General features: G+C 67.8%; 12 protein-coding genes. 9 read left to right on the top strand and 3 right to left on the bottom strand.

Features of this window, described 5'->3' with window-relative positions; genetic code table 11:
- Positions 1-144 precede the first annotated feature (144 nt).
- From MNI96_RS13205 to MNI96_RS13195, 3 genes are all read left to right on the top strand, one after another.
- Positions 145-3,750: a hydantoinase B/oxoprolinase family protein gene (locus MNI96_RS13205; RefSeq protein ID WP_249693844.1), complete on the top strand. Its 3,606-nt coding sequence runs from the start codon at positions 145-147 to the stop codon at positions 3,748-3,750.
- 239 nt (positions 3,751-3,989) lie between these two features.
- On the top strand, positions 3,990-4,997 hold the full coding sequence (locus MNI96_RS13200) for a TIM44-like domain-containing protein (protein ID WP_249693843.1): 1,008 nt from the start codon (positions 3,990-3,992) through the stop codon (positions 4,995-4,997).
- A 215-nt stretch (positions 4,998-5,212) separates the two neighbouring features.
- Positions 5,213-5,545: a hypothetical protein gene (locus MNI96_RS13195; RefSeq protein ID WP_249693842.1), complete on the top strand. Its 333-nt coding sequence runs from the start codon at positions 5,213-5,215 to the stop codon at positions 5,543-5,545.
- A gap of 97 nt (positions 5,546-5,642) precedes the next feature.
- Here the strand turns inward: MNI96_RS13195 and MNI96_RS13190 are convergent, their stop codons facing one another.
- Entirely contained in the window at positions 5,643-6,554 is a 912-nt protein-coding gene (locus MNI96_RS13190) for an alpha/beta hydrolase (protein WP_249693841.1), read from the bottom strand.
- 63 nt (positions 6,555-6,617) lie between these two features.
- Positions 6,618-7,406: a HugZ family pyridoxamine 5'-phosphate oxidase gene (locus tag MNI96_RS13185; RefSeq protein WP_502960336.1), complete on the bottom strand. Its 789-nt coding sequence runs from the start codon at positions 7,404-7,406 to the stop codon at positions 6,618-6,620.
- A 193-nt stretch (positions 7,407-7,599) separates the two neighbouring features.
- Here MNI96_RS13185 and MNI96_RS13180 point away from each other — a divergent pair, with 193 nt between their 5' ends.
- The 3 genes from MNI96_RS13180 (at position 7,600) to MNI96_RS13170 (ending at position 10,372) form a co-directional block, all read left to right on the top strand.
- Positions 7,600-8,163 (top strand): BA14K family protein, encoded by a 564-nt coding sequence (locus MNI96_RS13180; RefSeq protein WP_249693839.1) that lies wholly within the window; start codon positions 7,600-7,602, stop codon positions 8,161-8,163.
- A gap of 258 nt (positions 8,164-8,421) precedes the next feature.
- The gene (locus MNI96_RS13175; RefSeq protein ID WP_249693838.1) at positions 8,422-8,943 is read left to right on the top strand and encodes a BA14K family protein; all 522 of its coding nucleotides are present in this window, start codon (positions 8,422-8,424) and stop codon (positions 8,941-8,943) included.
- Between the two features lie 172 nt (positions 8,944-9,115).
- Positions 9,116-10,372, top strand: coding sequence for an amidase (locus MNI96_RS13170; RefSeq protein WP_249693830.1), 1,257 nt, complete (start codon positions 9,116-9,118; stop codon positions 10,370-10,372).
- Positions 10,373-10,453: 81 nt separating this feature from the next.
- On the opposite strand, the gene MNI96_RS13165 is transcribed toward MNI96_RS13170, so the two are convergent.
- Positions 10,454-11,542 (bottom strand): DUF2336 domain-containing protein, encoded by a 1,089-nt coding sequence (locus tag MNI96_RS13165; protein WP_249693828.1) that lies wholly within the window; start codon positions 11,540-11,542, stop codon positions 10,454-10,456.
- Between the two features lie 935 nt (positions 11,543-12,477).
- On the opposite strand from MNI96_RS13165, the gene MNI96_RS13160 reads away from it, so the two are divergent.
- From MNI96_RS13160 to metF, 3 genes are all read left to right on the top strand, one after another.
- Positions 12,478-14,706, top strand: coding sequence for a mechanosensitive ion channel family protein (locus MNI96_RS13160; protein ID WP_249693826.1), 2,229 nt, complete (start codon positions 12,478-12,480; stop codon positions 14,704-14,706).
- A 249-nt stretch (positions 14,707-14,955) separates the two neighbouring features.
- A complete protein-coding gene (locus MNI96_RS13155; protein WP_249693823.1) occupies positions 14,956-16,014 on the top strand; it encodes an ArsR/SmtB family transcription factor in 1,059 nt (352 codons plus the stop codon).
- A gap of 1 nt (position 16,015) precedes the next feature.
- A complete protein-coding gene (gene metF / locus MNI96_RS13150; RefSeq protein WP_249693821.1) occupies positions 16,016-16,933 on the top strand; it encodes a methylenetetrahydrofolate reductase [NAD(P)H] in 918 nt (305 codons plus the stop codon).
- Positions 16,934-16,940 lie beyond the last annotated feature (7 nt).

The raw sequence follows: 16,940 nt of genomic DNA, 5'->3' as shown, positions 1-16,940 counted from the left end.
CTCGCCCGCCCCGTTTGCGGGCGAGGGAAATCGCAAAAACAACATTGACATTTTCTCGATAAATTGTTGACGTAGCGACGATCCAATAACCGGCTCCCCGCACGATGCGGACGGCGGCCGGACCGACCAGCGGAGAAACGCATCATGACGAGCGGCAAGTGGGACTTCTGGATCGATCGCGGCGGCACCTTCACCGATATCGTCGCCCGCGATCCCGAGGGCGGCATCCGCGCCCATAAGGTCCTGTCGGAGAACCCGGAAGCCTATCGCGACGCCGCCATCCAGGGCATCCGCGAGCTGATGGGCATCGCCTCCGGCGAGCGCATCCCGGCCGAGCGCATTGCCACCGTCAAGATGGGCACCACCGTCGCCACCAACGCGCTGCTCGAGCGCAAGGGCGACCGCACCCTGCTGGTCACCACCCGCGGCTTCCGCGATGCGCTGGAGATCGGCTACCAGGCGCGGCCCGACATCTTCGCCAAGGAGATCGTCAAGCCGGAACTGCTCTACGAGCGCGTCGTGGAGGTCGCCGAGCGCATGCGCGTCGACGGCACCATCGAGGCCGAGCCGGATCTCGCCCAGGTCGAGCGCGACCTCAAGGCCGCCTATGACAGCGGCATCCGCTCCGCCGCCATCGTCTTCATGCACGCCTACGCCTTCCCCGAGCACGAGAAGAAGGTCGCCGCGATCGCCCGCAAGGTCGGCTTCCCGCAGGTCTCCGTCAGCCACGAGGTTTCGCCGCTGATGAAGCTTGTCGGGCGCGGCGACACCACCGTGGTCGACGCCTATCTCTCGCCGATCCTGCGCCGCTATGTCGAGCAGGTGGCGAGCGAGCTGCAGATCGAGGGCACCGACTGCCGGCTGATGTTCATGCAGTCCTCCGGCGGCCTCACCGCCGCGGACCTCTTCCAGGGCAAGGACGCGATCCTGTCGGGCCCGGCCGGCGGCGTCGTCGGCGCCGTCGAGACTTCGAAGATGGCCGGCTTCGATGCGGTCATCGGCTTCGACATGGGCGGCACCTCCACGGACGTCTCCCACTACAACGGCGAATACGAGCGCGCCTTCGAGACCGAGGTGGCGGGCGTGCGCATGCGTGCGCCGATGATGATGATCCACACGGTCGCGGCCGGCGGCGGCTCGATCCTCCACTACAAGGACGGCCGCTTCCAGGTCGGCCCGGATTCGGCCGGCGCCAATCCCGGCCCCGCCTGCTACCGCCGCGGCGGCCCGCTCGCCGTCACCGACGCCAACGTCATGGTCGGCAAGCTGCGCCCCGACTTCTTCCCGAGGATCTTCGGACCGGGGCGCGACGAGCCGCTCGACCGCGATGCGGTGGTGGCGAAGTTCGAGGAGATGGCCGCGCGCATCGGCGACGGCCGCTCCGCCGCTGAAGTCGCCGACGGCTTCCTGAAGATCGCCGTCGAGAACATGGCCAACGCCATCAAGAAGATCTCCGTCCAGCGCGGCTACGACGTCACCGAATATGCGCTGACCTGCTTCGGCGGCGCCGGCGGCCAGCACGCCTGCTCGGTCGCCGACAGCCTCGGCATGACCACGGTGATCGTCCACCCGCTGTCGGGCATCCTGTCCGCCTACGGCATGGGCCTTGCCGATATCCGCGCCACCCGCCAGCAGGCGGTCGTGCGCCGGCTCGAGCCGGCGATGCTGGAAGACCTTCAGGCTCTGGCGGACCGTCTGTCGGCAGAGACCCGCACGGAGGTCGCCGGCCAGGGCGTCGCGGATGCCGAAATCCGCAACCTGCCGCGCGCCCTGCTGCGCTACGAGGGCACGGACACCCCGATCCCGGTCGCCTATGTGCCCGGCGACATCGACGCCATGGTCGGCGCCTTCGCCGATGCGCACCGCGCCCAGTTCGGCTTCGTCTACGAGAACAAGCCGATCGTCGTGGAAGCGCTCGAGGTGGAATCCGTCGGCGGCGGCTCCGGCATCGACGAGCCGGACCTGCCGGTCGTCTCCGGCACGCCCGAACCGGCCGACACGGGCAGCATCTTCGCCGAGGGCGAGTGGCGCGAGGCGGGCTTCTACGCCCGCGCCGGCCTCAAGCCCGGCCACAGGCTCTCCGGTCCCGCGCTCATCGTCGAGCCGCACCAGACCATCGTCGTGGAGCCGGGCTGGCAGGCGGAGATCACCGCCAAGGACCATGTCGTCCTGCGCCGCGTCGAGAAGCTCGCCCGCGCCGAGGCCATCGGCACCAAGGCCGACCCGGTCATGCTCGAGGTCTTCAACAACCTCTTCATGTCCATCGCCGAGCAGATGGGCGTGACGCTGCAGAACACCGCCTATTCGGTGAACGTCAAGGAACGCCTCGACTTCTCCTGCGCGGTCTTCGACGCGTCCGGCGCGCTGGTCGCCAATGCCCCGCACATGCCGGTGCATCTCGGCTCGATGGACCGTTCCGTCGAGACGGTGATCAAGCTCAATGCCGGCCGGATCCGCCCCGGAGACGTCTTCGCGCTCAACGCGCCCTATAACGGCGGCACCCACCTGCCGGACATCACCGTCGTCTCGCCGGTCTTCGACGACGCGGGCAAGGAGATCCTGTTCTGGGCGGCCAGCCGCGGCCACCACGCCGATGTCGGCGGCTCGGCCCCCGGCTCCATGACCCCGCGTGCCACCACGGTGGACGAGGAAGGCGTGCTGATCGACAACTTCAAGCTCGTCGACCAGGGCCGCTTCCGCGAGGACGAACTCGTGCATGTCCTCACCGACCATCCCTGGCCGGTGCGCAACGTCACGCAGAACGTCGCCGACCTGAAGGCGCAGATTGCCGCCAACGAGAAGGGCGTGCAGGAGCTGCGCAAGATGGTCTCCCACTTCGGCCTTGAGGTGGTGCAGGCCTATATGGGCCACGTCCAGGACAATGCCGAGGAGAGCGTGCGCCGGGTCATCGAGGCGCTGACCGACAGCGAGTACGAGTACCCGACCGACCAGGGCTCGGTGATCCGCGTGAAGATCACCGTCGACAAGACGAAGCGCGAGGCGACCGTCGACTTCACCGGCACCAGCGAGGTGAAGCCGAACAACTTCAACGCGCCCGAGCCGGTCACCCGCGCGGCCGTGCTCTACTGCTTCCGCGTCATGGTCGAAGGCCACATCCCGATGAATGCGGGCTGCCTCAGGCCGATCCACATCGTCATCCCCGACGGCTGCATGCTGAAGCCGGCCTACCCGGCCGCCGTCGTCGCCGGCAACGTGGAGACCAGCCAGCACGTCACCAACGCCCTGTTCGGCGCGTTGGGAGCCATGGCCAACAGCCAGGGCTCGATGAACAACCTGACCTTCGGCAACGCCACCTACCAGTATTACGAGACCCTGTGCTCGGGCTCGCCCGCCGGTCCCGGCTTCAACGGCACCGACGGCGTCCATGTGCACATGACCAACTCGCGCCTCACCGATCCGGAGGTGCTGGAATTCCGCTATCCGGTGCTGCTGGAGGACTTCCACATCCGCGAGGGCTCTGGCGGCACGGGCAGGTGGCATGCCGGCAACGGCACCAAGCGCACCATCCGCTTCCTGGAGGAGATGGAGCTGGCGATCCTGTCGTCCCACCGCACCATCGCCCCGAAGGGCGGCGACGGCGGCGGCGACGGCCAGCTCGGGAAAACCCTGGTGCGCCGTCTCGACGGCAGCATCGAGGAACTGGCCGGCTGCGACCAGACGGTGCTGAAGGCGGGCGAGGCGGTCACCGTCATCACCCCGACCGCCGGCGGCTGGGGCCGCGCCGGCTGAAAATGGCCGGGACCGACAACGGAAGGGGCGGCGGCGGCGCTGCCTCCCTCTCGGCCGTCATCCCGGTCCAGCGCAGCGCGGAACCGGGAACCATTGGCACCCCCAGCAAGCGTGAGGCGGGACGCCCCCGCCCTGCCGAAAACACCGGCGCCAACCAGCCGATTGCGCTGGCAATGCGCCCGGCGGCCTCCCATATGACGTGCGTTGTTCTCGACAAGAACCCAGTGGAGGAAATCCCGATGCAAGCTGCCGCCAGCCGGATGCGCAAGACGACAGCCGTTATTGCCCTTGGAATTGCCGCGCTTTTCGCCGCCGTCGATTTTGCCGAAGCGCGCCGGGCCGGCGGCAGCGGTTTCGGCAGCCGCGGTGCCCGCACCTTTTCCGCCCCCGCCCCGACCAACACCGCGCCCGGCACGGCAGCGCCCGTCCAGCGCACGATGACGCCGCAGCCCGCACAGGGCCAGCAGGCGACGCCCGGCGCCGGTGCCCGGCAGCAGCAGGCGGCCCAGCCCTCGCGCGGCCTGTTCGGCGGCATGGGCGGCGCCCTTCTCGGCGGCCTGCTGATGGGCGGCCTGCTCGGCATGCTGTTCGGCGGCGGCCTCGGCGGCTTCGCCGGCTTCCTCGGCCTGATCCTTCAGGTCGCGCTCATCGGCTTCCTCGTCGTTCTGGCGATGCGCTTCTTCGGGCGGCGCCAGCAGCCGGCAGCGGCAGCGGCCGGCGGCACCCCGAATTTCGGCGGCACTGCCGCGGACACGGCGCGCACTCCGTTCAGCTTCGGCGGCGCGGGCAGCACGGGCAGCGGCACGGCCGCACCGTTCCAGGTTTCGGTCATCGAAACCCCGCTCGACCTGGAGGAAGCCGACTTCGACCGCTTCGAGCAGATGCTGGCCGAAGTGCAGGAAGCCTATGGCCGCGAGGATTATGCGGCGCTGCGCCGTCTTGCCACGCCCGAGGCCATGTCCTTCCTCGCCGAAGAGCTGGGCGAGCTCGCCTCCGCCGGCAGGCGCAACGCCGTCTCGGACGTGAAGCTGCTGCAGGGCGACCTCTCCGAGGCCTGGAGCGAAGGCAGTGACGACTACGCGACCGTCGCCATGCGCTTTTCCGCCCTCGATGCCGTCCTCGACCGCAATTCCGGCCGGGTGATCTCGGGCAGCCTGGAGGAGCCGCAGGAAAGCACCGAGCTGTGGACCTTCCGCCGCCAGAAGGGCGGCGAGTGGGTGCTCGCGGCGATCCAGGGCACCGAATAAGCCCCCGTCGCAGTCATTTGAAAGACATGAGAAACCGCCCCCTTTGGGGCGGTTTTTTCTTGAGGAGCGCGACCTTGGCGCCCTTCTCGACCGGCCCCGCACAGGTGGTCTCGCCCCCTGCACGGGCGGAAAAATTATCCGCCTATCCAGGAAAATGGCGCAGTTGTATCGTCCTGCGCCGGCGATTGGGCCGCGCTTGATCCTGGGACTGGACCATGACTGCAAAAACACTTCTGGCCGCCACGGCCGTGCTGCTTGTCGCCACCGGCGCCGCTGCCGCAAACGAGTGGAAGTTCGATCTGGAAAACCGCTCGACCGCCAACGTCACCTCCTTCCGCACCCAGGAAAACGGCGCGTGGAGCGACAACTGGCTGGACGAGATCATCGTGCCGGGCGACACGTTCGAAATGGACTTCGGCACCGATGAGGGCGAGTGCACCGTGCGCACCCGCATCGACTTCACCGACGGCACCTATGTCGATGCGAATATAGATTACTGCGACATGTCGACGATCACCGTCCGCAACAACGACGTGGTCTGGAAGTAACCGGTCCGCTCGCGAGAGCCGATGGAAGCGGGTCGTCCCATGGGCGGCCCGTTTTTGATTGCGGCCATGGCCAGACCGGGCAGCGCCTCCGGCGCTCTCAGCGGCCGGTAGCAGCGAACATCCAGTTGAGGATCAGCCGCCAGTCGGTCATGCGGATCGGCGTTCCGTGGGTGCCGGTCTCGAACAACGCGAACCGCGCCGGATAGTCGGACTTGCGCGCCTTCAGCCGCTCGTAGAACGCGGCCTGCTTCTTCCAGTCGTAGACCTCGTCCCAGCTGCCATGGCCGAAATAGATCGGCAGCCGCCCGCCCCGGAACGTGCCGCTCGACAGGAACGCATCGTCCCAGGTCGAGCCCATCAGCAGCATGCCGCCCATCATCGCCGCCGCGCCGCTGTCGCGCGCCAGCTCCCAGCACAGGAAGCCGCCCATCGAACCGCAGGCGACATAGGCCCGCGCCTGCGGCGCCTGGCGCATGTAGTGCTGCATCAACGCCTTGACGTCGCCCGCCCCGCGCGCGTCGAAATTCTTGACGTCGAGCGTCATGTAGATGCCGGCGTTGCGGACCATCAGGTTCTTGATGCGGTTGAAGTTGCCGCCGAAGCTGACGTCGTTCATGCCCTGGAAGCGGTTGCCGCCCTGCCCGTGCACGTAGATGACGATGCTGCGCGCCCCGCGCGGCTCGCCGACGCGCATGTAGCTGATCGTGCGCCCGTTCGCTTTCAGCGTCAGGTCTTCCTGCGAGCCGCTCGGCTTCATCGACACGTATTCGCCGTAGACCTCCCGCTCCCACACCTTGTCGCGGCGGTGGATGTCGCGGCGCTTGTCGTAGTCGACGATGACGAACGGATCGTCCGCCTTGCCGGCCAGAAGGCCCGGATAGGAGAACAGCCGGTCCTTGAACGGCTCCAGCCGGTAGGCCGCGGCAGGACTCGCACCGAGCGCGGCCGCCAGAAGAACGAGAACCGCGACGACGAGCGGCGGGACGGGCAGGATGCGGGTCGCAGTCACGGTGTCGGCTCTCTCCTCGAAGGCATGCAGATGTGTCGGCCGGGTCCCAGGCCAGGTTCTCGGTCAGGGAGATGATTCACCAGCCCTTGCCTGTTTCGCAAGGGCGACCAGGCGTGCGCGCAACTCGCCCGCGCTCGCCAGCGGCGGGTCGAAGTCGAGCCGCGCCACCCTGTCGCCGTCGACGAGGTCCAGCCCCGCCGGATCGAGCGAGGACAGGCGCCAGGCGCCGCTGCCGGCCTTCGCCAGCTTCTCCGCGTAGAGCGCGACCGCGTCGAGGTGATCCTCGTTCATGTGGTCGACGGCCCCCGCCTCCGCGCCGGCCAGATCCGCCAGCGCCGGCCCCGACAGCAGCAGGTCGTCCGCCGTCAGGTGGTAGGCCTTGCCGAAGCCGCCATTGAGGCTCGCACGCTCCGGGCGGATGCGGAAGAAGGCGAAATCGGGAAAGTCGACATAGAGCTTTGCCTTGGGATGGCGCAGCAGGTAGCGACGGCGCACGGCCGCATGCGCCGGATCGGCCGGGTCGATCCGCTCCGCGCGGGCAACGATGGTCAGGCGCGGATGGGCCAGCGGGTCGCCCTTGCCCGGCTCGCCCACCAGCAGCGAGCAGCGCGGATCGGCGGCAACCGCGCTCGTGTGCTGCGACAGGCGCGAGACCAGCATCGCCGGCGTGCCGTCCATTTCGGTGGCAAGCCCGACGCGGGACACGAACGGCATCCCGTCCTGCGGGTCGATGACGCCGAGGGCACCGAAGCGCGCCAGGCGCACCAGCCGGCGCGACAGCAGCCGGGCTTCGTCGTCGGTGGGGCGGATCACCTGCGGTCGATCGTTTTCAGCCACGGAACGCCTTTCCATGTTCGGGAGTTATCCTTGCGTGAACTGGCTACCGCTGCATCGCGTGGCTCTCGCTCTTTTGCCTGCGCCACCGGCGGAAAGCAATGGCCCGCTGGCCCCCGCCCCTTGGGCGGGATCGACAGGCCGGGCCTTGCTCTCGCCACAAAAGAGGCAATGGTAAAGAAGGGTTAATCGTTTCGAAAGGAGGCCTGTCATGGCCGCATCCACCGCATATCGCGCAGGGCGACTGGTATCCTGGGCCGTCCGGGGGGCGCTCGTTGCCGTGCTCGCCCTCACCGCCCAGATCACCGCGCCGGGCCGTGCTTCGGCCGAGCAGATCGGCAGCTCCGCCGTTGGCGAAAACGTGATCCTCGTAGGAGGCGGGGGATACGACGCTCGTCGCGGTCAGCATCGCCGGTTTAACCCGAACCGCGGCAACGATGGCTATTCCACGTTGCATCGCGGGAACCGGGGATACCGGGGACACCGCCACTATCGCCCGCGCCACGGGTGGCACGACCGCCGCAGCTATCGCCATCACCGCAACAACGGTGCTGCCATTGGCGGCGCGGCGATCTTCGGCCTTGCCACCGGCGCGATCCTCGGTTCGGCGCTGAGCGGCGGCGGCCGGGAATATATCGATCCGCCGGTCCGTCGCGGCGGCTACGCACCCTGGACCCCCGAGTGGTACTCCTACTGCTCGCGCAAGTACCGGAGCTTCAACCCCGAGACCGGCTATTTCCTTGCCTATTCCGGCAAGTATCGGTTCTGCCGCTGATCTTGGGTCGCCACACCGGTCACCCGAATCTGAAGTTCGTCCCATGTCGCGGCATGCTCTACGGACTTCAGATTCACGAGGGTGACCAGCAAATAGATGTTTCCAGTGTGGTTTTCGCATTTGAAATGCGCTCGCTGGGGCTGCCGAATGGGGCGCGGAACCTGAACGCCGGATGAACGGATACCTCAGACCTCGTTCAATTGCGGAATGGCAATCTCGCCCCATCGGAACATCGAAGCCACTGGAAGGAACGACCCCATGGCCCTCAAGCAAATCTCTGCCCGCGTGCTTGCCGTCGCGCTTGCCGGCGCCCTGCTCGTGCCCTCGCTCGCGCCGTCTGCCGAGGCCCGCGACGGCCGTCACGGCTGGGGCAATGGCGGCGGCTACAAGCACCACCGGGTCCACCGCCCGCATCGTCCGAATTACGGCTATCGCCATCACCGCGGCAATCGCGGCAACGATGCCGGCGCCGCCGTCGCCGCTGGCGTGATCGGCCTTGCCGCCGGCGCGATCCTCGGCTCGGCGCTGAGCGCTCCGGATCGGGTTTACGAGCCGGAATACATCTATCGCGATCCGGCCCCGGTCCGCGGCAACGTCTATATCGACCCGGCCAATCGCGGCAATCCGATCTACACCCCGGCCGCACCGGTCGTGGTGGGCGGCGGCCTGGAGCCCTACACCCCGGAGTGGTACTCCTACTGCGCCTCCAAGTACCGGAGCTTCAACCCGAACACCGGGACCTACACCACCTACTCGGGCCAGCAGCGCTTCTGCCAGTAATGGCAAGAAGTTGAACCTGGCCCCCTCCCCGAACGGCCCGGCCCCTCCCGCCGGGCCGTTTCGCGTTCCGGTCACAGAGTATCGCGCAAGGCAGCCACAGCGTGCAATTACCTGAAAAAACTTGCAGTCTCGGCACGGCTGGTGATGATCGTCCCCCGCTGAGGAGGAACCCATGCTGTCTGCCCTGGAACTCGCCCGTGCCCTCGACGCCGGAACGATGGATATCGACGCGCTCTACGACGACATCGCGGCGCGCATCGCCGAACAGGAAGGCGCGATCCGTGCTTTCGTCTGCCACGACGTCGAGGCCGCCCGCCGCGCCGCCCGCTCCGCGCGCGGCCCGCTCCTGGGCCTGCCGCTGGCCGTGAAGGACAATATCGACACGGCCGACTTTCCCTCGCGCTACGGTTCGCCGATCCACGAGAACCACCAGCCGGCGGTGGATGCGGTGACCGTCGCCCTCGCCCGCCGCGCCGGCGGGGCCGTTCTCGGCAAGACCGTCACCACCGAATTCGCCTTCTTCCAGCCCGGGCCGACGCGCAATCCGCACAATCTCGAGCACACGCCGGGCGGCTCGTCCTCCGGCTCGGCCGCGGGTGTCGCCGCCGGCTTCTTTCCGCTCGCCATCGGCACCCAGACCGGCGGCTCGGTGGTGCGCCCCGCCTCCTTCTGCGGCGTCGTCGGCTTCAAGCCGTCCTTCGACCACCTGCCGACGGTCGGCATGAAATATTTCTCCTGGACGCTGGACACGCTCGGCCTGTTCGGCAAGGGCGTCGCCGACGTCGCCTTCGCCGGCAGTGCGCTGTCCGCGCGCGACTGGCGGGTCGACGCCATGGTGCCCATGCCGCCGCGCATCGGCGTCGTCGAGCCGCAGCCCTGGGCCCAGGCCGACGACGACATGCAGGGCGCGTTGGAAACAGCCGTTGCCCGCGCCACCCGCGCCGGGGCCGCCGTTTCGCGCATCTCACTGCCTCCGGTCTTCCGCGAGGCCTTCGCCGCCCACCAGACCATCCAGGATTTCGAGGCGACGCGTGCGCTCGCCGCCGAGGTCGACGCTGCACCCGAGTTGATCAGCCCGGTCCTGATGCGCACGCTGGAGGACGGCGCGGCCATCGAGCCGGCCGCCTATGACGCCGCGCTCGAGGTCGCCCGACAGGCACGCCGTGCCTTCGCCGAGGTGATGTCGCAGGTCGATGTGCTGATGATGCCGTCGGCGCCCGGCGCCGCGCCCGCCGGCCTCGCCTCCACCGGCTCGTCGGTCTTCAACCGGGTGTGGACGCTGATGGGCGGACCGTCGATCAACGTGCCGGGCCTCGCCACCACCGGCGGTTTGCCGCTCGGCATCCAGCTGATCGGTCCGTACGGGCGCGACCGCGCCACGTTGCTCGCCGCCCGCTGGCTGGAGGAGTGCCTGGCGAAGGCCGGCTGACGCGCGCCCTTTCCGGGGACAGGCCGCGACTGCGGCCGGGGACAGAGCGGGGATAGACCGGAATACGCGAGGCCGGGTGTGTCAGCCTCCGGCGATCTCCACCGGAAGTTTCATCTTGCGGGCCATGGTGATGAACTCGCCGCGCGCTGCTTCCAGCGTCATCGCGCCGAATCTGCGTGCCGACTCGCTGGCGCTCGCCGACGACAGGCGCATCTTCTTGCCGCGCATCCGCACCACTTTCACATAAGCCTCGTCGGACACGCCGGCGATCCGCGCCAGCACGAAGAGCGGATGCTCGTCGTCGCGGTAGAGCAGCGGCACCACGACGTTTTCCGGCCAGCCGACCTTGCCCGCCAGCACCTTGCCCAGATCGAAGGCACGGTCCTTGTCGGCGAAGACGACGACCGCCTGGTCGATCGGGACCGTGCCGGCGATCGCCCCTTCGATCAGGAGGTCGATCTTCGACTTGGCGCCGCCGATCTCGCGCATGCGGATCTCGACCTCGCGCGCCGCGTGCTCCGCCAACGCCTTGACCAGCACCGGGTTGGCATTCGTGTCGCGCACCTGCTGCGCCAGTTCCTTCGACAGGAACGGCACCAGCTTCGCCGCCACCGGCTCCGGCAGGTCCTGCCGCAAGGCGAGCGCGGTCTGCAACTCGGCATCCTTGCGCGAGCGCGCCAGCAGCAGGTCGAAGGAGTCCGCGCCGATCCGCGCCGTCTCGTTGCCCAGCAGCGCGCACAGCACGCCGCTGTCGCCCTTTTGCGCCAGCACCCGGCTGAGCACCGGCTTGATGCCCTGCCGCGCGCACATCACTTCCAGATGCCGCGCCGGGATTCCCGCCTGCGCGACCTCGGCCAGGTCCTCGTCGGTCAACAGACTGCCGCCTTCCAGCACCGGCCGGGCGACGGCCAGTTCGGCATCCTTCGCCAGCGCCTTCAGCAAGTCGCGCGGCGCCTCGGTCTCGGCGCGTATTCTGGAGGCCATCGCCTTGCGGACCGGCGTGTCCAGTCGGTCGAGCACACGCAGCACCACGTCGCCGAAAACCGGACTGACCCGGCTTCGCTCCTGGTCGTCGGCCTTGAGAAACAACTCGGTGAGCGCGGTGATCAGTTCGCCGATGCTTTCCGGCGAACCGCTGCGGGCCAGCTCGGTCAGTTCCGCAGTTTTCATACCCCAGTCCTTCCACAGCGTGTGAACTCGAGGGTAAGCCGATCCTGTTTCCCTCCAGTTAATCCTCAGTCGAAGTGTGTATATATTTTCAAACGACTGAAGTATCTTGCCTTTTTCCCTCTGCGTCGACGGAGCGCAATGGGTCGGGACGTCGATATTGCACTGCACCATGATCTTTCGCGCCGGGTCGCACCCTCGCGCTGGACTTCATTTCCCCTCGCCAAACGACGATTGGCAACAGGGCCGAAATCGCCGGTTGCGCTTGCCATTCCTAACGAGGCTTGCGGCAAGCTGCGTGGCTGCGACGCAACGCAGCATCTTTTTCGCTTTGCCGGCTGGCCCCGGTAACTTATCCTTCATGTATCGAGAGACTGCGGGAGGCCACGATATGACACTTGTCCGCAATATTAATCTCTTGGCCGTGTGTGCGGCATTCGCCTTCGTCGGCGCCATCGTCGTCGGCGTCTTCTGAGGCGAAAAGGACCAGACAGGGGCATGCAGGTCGAGGCCCGAGCCACCTCCGTCGGACGGAGGAAGCAAGGCACCTCGCGAATTCCGGATTTGTAGAGCCGCGTATCGAAATTGGGCGATTTCGGAACGGAATTTTGCAAAATTCGTCGCAAAATTCGCGCAGGCCCGAACGACGATTTCAAGAAACCGGATGCCGGGGACAACCGGCATCCCCCGATCCTCGGCTGCGGCCGGCGATCCACCAGTTTCGGCGCCCGGGCCTTGCCCGGGCGTTTGCATGTGGAGCGTTCGCCGGGCGCCCGGCGTTGCTCGAAGCTCGCGCTTTTGCGCGAAAATCTCCGCCCTTTCGGTGTCTTGCAAAAAGATTCTGTAAGCTTGCCCCGCTAGGTTGCCACTAAGTTGATGGTGGGCGTGCGGCGCGACGGCCGTGCCACGGCGTCCGCGGGCATCGGGGGACAGAGTCCATGAGCAAGGTCTCGCAACGGGTCGCAGGCGGCCGCAGGGCCGGAATTTTTGCGAGCGCGGTCGCAATCGCCGCAAGCGCGGGAGCCGCTGCCGCCCAGGGCGCGACGGCGATGGAGATGGCGGCCGATAAACCCTTGGTACGCCTTGGACTTGAGCTGCGCGCGGCCCTTGCCGACACGCTCGGTGCGGCCGCCGCCATGCCCTCGATGATATCCGCCGCCATTGCCGGCCGGGCCGGGGACAACCCCGACTGGCTGCCGGCGACGCTCGCCGTGCTCGCCGCCTCGCTCATCGCCGGCAGCTTCGCCCTTCTTGCCGGCGAACGCTGGCTCTTCGCCCGGCTGCTGCCGGCCCGCCCGCCCCAAGCGACACGCGCGGCCCGCATCTCCCGCCTGATCGCCCGCGCCTTTGCCATGCTGCTGGCGATTGCGCTGTTTTATGTCGTGGCGCTTGCGGTCGCCTTCCTCCTTGCCTCCCATCACGCGGCGGGCCGGGTCACTCTGCTCATCGGCCTGCAGAGCGTTGGAATCCTTCTGCTTTTGCGCATCGTTCTGTCCGCTGTTCTGGCGCCGGGAAATGGGGCCATCCGCATGCTCGCCCTCGATGACGCGAGCGCAGCGAGCCTCTACCGCTGGCTGGTGGCGACCGGCGCGGTCGCTGCTCTGACCGTTGCGCTGCACGAGTGGCTGGATGCGATGGACCTCGATCCAGGCGGCCACCGGCTGCTGGCGACCCTCTCCGTCGGCCTCACCTGCCTGCTGCTCTCGGCCGTCGCCGTCGCCCATCGCGGCGCCCTCGGCAGGCTGCTCTCCGGCGGCTCCGCCGGCGGGGACAACGATCGCCGCCGGGTGCTCCAGCGCCTCTGGCTTCCCCTGCTTCTCCTCTATTTCCTCGCCGCCTTCATCGTCTCCTCCGGCCGGATTTTGCTGGAGCGCGAGGCCGCCCTCGGCCTTGTCGCCGCGCCGGTTCTCGCCGGCCTGATCTGGGCCGCCGCCTACGGCCTGATGGTGCTCGTCATCGACCGCCTCCTGCTTCCGCGCCTCGACAGCGACGCGCAGCAGACACGGCGCAGCGAGGATTTGGTGCGCGCCGAAGAGGCTGCCGGCGAGCTTCCGGACCACGAGGCGGTCGCAGCCCAGGCGGCAGCGGAGGCCGCAGACGCGGAAGGACAACGCTCGCCCTATCGTGCCCTGCTGGACCACGGCGCGGCGATCCTGTCGGCGGTGATAGCTCTCGGCTACGTGCTGTCGCGCTGGGGGATAGACCCGCGCGACGAGACCTCCATCCTCGGCAATCTCTTCGAGATCGGCGTCGTCACCTTCATCGCCTATATGTGCTACCGCGCGGTGGAACTGACCATCGACCGGCAGATCGGCCGGGAGCGCGGCCAGTCGGGCGGGCGCAGCGAGGACATGGAGATCGGCGGCGTCGGCGAAAGCCGCCTGGCGACCTTGTTGCCGATCTTCCGCCATTTCCTGCTGATCACCATCGTCGTGATCGGCGGCATGATCGTGCTGTCGCAGGTCGGCATCGACATCGCCCCGCTGTTTGCCGGTGCCGGCGTCGTCGGCCTTGCCGTCGGCTTCGGCTCGCAGGCGCTGATCCGCGACATCTTCTCCGGCGCCTTCTTCCTGATCGACGATGCCTTCCGCAAGGGCGAGTATATCGACCTCGGCAGCGTCAAGGGTACCGTGGAAAAGATCTCGATCCGTTCCATGCAGCTGCGCCACCACAACGGACCGCTGAACACCGTGCCCTTCGGGGAAATCAAGCACGTGAAGAACTTCTCCCGCGACTGGGCGGTGATGAAGCTGGCCTTCCGCGTCACCTACGACACGGACGTGGAAAAGATGCGCAAGCTGATCAAGAAATTCGGCGAGAGCCTGATGCAGCATCCCGACTACGGACCGAAATTCCTCCAGCCGGTGAAGTCTCAGGGCGTCACGGCGCTGGAGGATTCGGCGATGATCGTCCGGGTCAAGTTCATGACCCGCCCGGGCGACCAGTTCGAGTTGCGCAAGGTGGTCTATTCCGGCATCCGCGACCTGTGCGAGGCCAACGGCATCCACTTCGCCCATCGCGAGGTGACCGTGCGCGTCGCCCAGGACCCGTCCGATCCGCGTCAGTTCTCGGATGCGGAAAAGCAGGCGATCGCCGGCGCCGTGCGGCCTCTGCTGGAGCAGCCTGCCGCGACGAACCCGCTGACGGATGCCTCGGAATCCCGCTGAAAACGGCGGGTTCTCGGGCTTGCTGCCCTGATGCGAACGATAAGCCGTTCTTCCGGCACCTCTGCGCCGCGCCGGGGATAACCCGGGCGGTTCACGCATGCCCCGGTACAACTCGCGGCGCAATTCGCCATGTGGACGGCAGCGCGGGACACCGATCCGGCCTTGCATCCAGGTCGATAGAGGTATAAAGATATCTTTATATCTTCCTGCGAGATTGCATTTCGAGCAGGGTCGCCTTTCGAGGATGCGATGACCACCAACGCGAACACCGCCGGCACGACTGCCGCCTCCACTGCCGGGGCGGGCGAGCCTCTGCTCAGCGCCGAGCAGCTGCTGGCCGGCCTGCGCACGGTCGGCGAGGATACGCGCTTGCGCCTCCTTGCCCTGCTGGCCGACGGCGAGCTGACCGTCAAGGACGCGACCGTCATTCTCGGCCAGAGCCAGCCGCGAATCTCTCGTCATCTCAAGCTCTTGACCGAGGCCGGCCTCGTCCAGCGCTTCCCCGAAGGCGCCTGGGTGTTCTACCGCCTCGGCGATGGTCCGATGGGCGATCTCGCCCGCCTGCTGTTGTCCCGGCTCGACCCGCAGGACGCGGTGCTGGCCGGCGACCGGGTACGCCTTGCCGCCACCCGCCGCGCCAAGGCCGAGGCTGCCGCGGCCTTCTTCGCCTCCCGCGCCAAGACCTGGGACCAGGAGCGCTCGCTGCATGTGCCGGAAGCGGCCGTGGAGCAGGCCCTGCGCGAGATGGTCGGCGAGCGGCCGTTCCGCTCGCTGCTGGATCTCGGCACCGGCACCGGCAGCCTGATCTCGCTCTTTGCCGGCCAGTACGAGCAGGCGGTCGGCCTCGACGCCAGCCACGACATGCTGACCGTCGCCCGCGCCAATCTCGCCCGTCAGGGCCTGCGCAACGTGCAGGTCCGCCAGGGGGACATCTACGCGCTCAACATTGCGGCCGAAAGCCACGACCTGATCACCCTTCACCAGGTGCTGCATTTCCTCGACGACCCGGGCCGGGCCATCGAGGAGGCGGCCCGGGTGCTCAGGCCCGGCGGCCGGCTGCTGATCGTCGACTTCGCCCCGCACGAACTGGAGTTCCTGCGCGACGAACACGCCCATCGCCGCCTCGGATTTTCGCGCGATCAGATGGACCGCTGGCTGCACGCAGCCGGCCTCGAAGTGATCGAGACCCGCGACCTCAACCCGGAAGCGGGCGAGGCCGACCGGCTCACGGTCACCATCTGGCTCGCCCGCGATCCGCGGATCGTTTCCGATCTTCCAGAACTTAGCCTGACCCAGGAGGTCGCCTGATATGTCATCGCCCGAGAGATTCCGCCGCTTCGAGCTGGACCAGGGAACCGGGGTTTCCGTCTCCTTCGAGTTCTTTCCCCCGAAGACCGACAAGATGGAAGCCTCGCTGTGGTCGGCCGTCCAGCGGCTTGAGCCGCTCGGACCGTCCTTCGTCTCCGTGACCTACGGCGCCGGCGGCTCCACCCGCGAGCGCACCCACCGCACGGTCGAGCGGATGCTGACCGAGACACGCCTGGCCCCGGCTGCACACCTGACCTGCGTCGGCTCCTCGCGCGCCGAGGTCGACGAGATCGTGCGCGCCTACCACGAGATCGGCGTGCGCCACATCGTGGCCCTGCGCGGCGATCCGCTGGAGGGGCTCGGCGCCATCTACCGCCCGCATCCGGACGGCTACGCCTATGCCTCCGACCTGGTCGCCGGCATCCGCCGCGTCTCCGACGATTTCGAGGTGTCCGTCTCCGCCTATCCGGAGCGTCACCCGGAAAGCCCGGACTGGTCGGCCGAGATCGACAACCTGAAGCGCAAGGTGGATGCCGGCGCGACCCGTGCGATCACCCAGTACTTCTTCGACAACGACCTGTTCGAGACCTTCATGGAGAAGGTGCGCGCGGCCGGCATCGACATTCCGATCGTTCCGGGCATCCTGCCGATCGTCAATTTCGAGACGACCATGGTGTTCTCCGCCAAGTGCGGCACCTCGATCCCGCACTGGCTGGCACGGCGCTTCGCCGGGCTCGACCAGGACGCGGAGACGCGCAAGCTGGTCGCCTCGGCGGTGGCCTGCGAGCAGGTGCTGGACCTGGTCGACCGCGGCGTCACCGACTTCCACTTCTACACGATGAACCGCGCGGACCTGACTTTCGCGATCTGCCACATGCTGGGCCTGCGCCCGGCTCCCCTGGAACAGCAGGCGGCCTGAGACTGAT

The sequence above is a fragment of the Stappia sp. WLB 29 genome, from assembly GCF_023507705.1.
GTDB lineage: Bacteria > Pseudomonadota > Alphaproteobacteria > Rhizobiales > Stappiaceae > Stappia.
The sequence above is the reverse complement of the archived record's forward strand: the minus strand, read 5'-3'. Positions and strand labels throughout refer to the sequence as shown.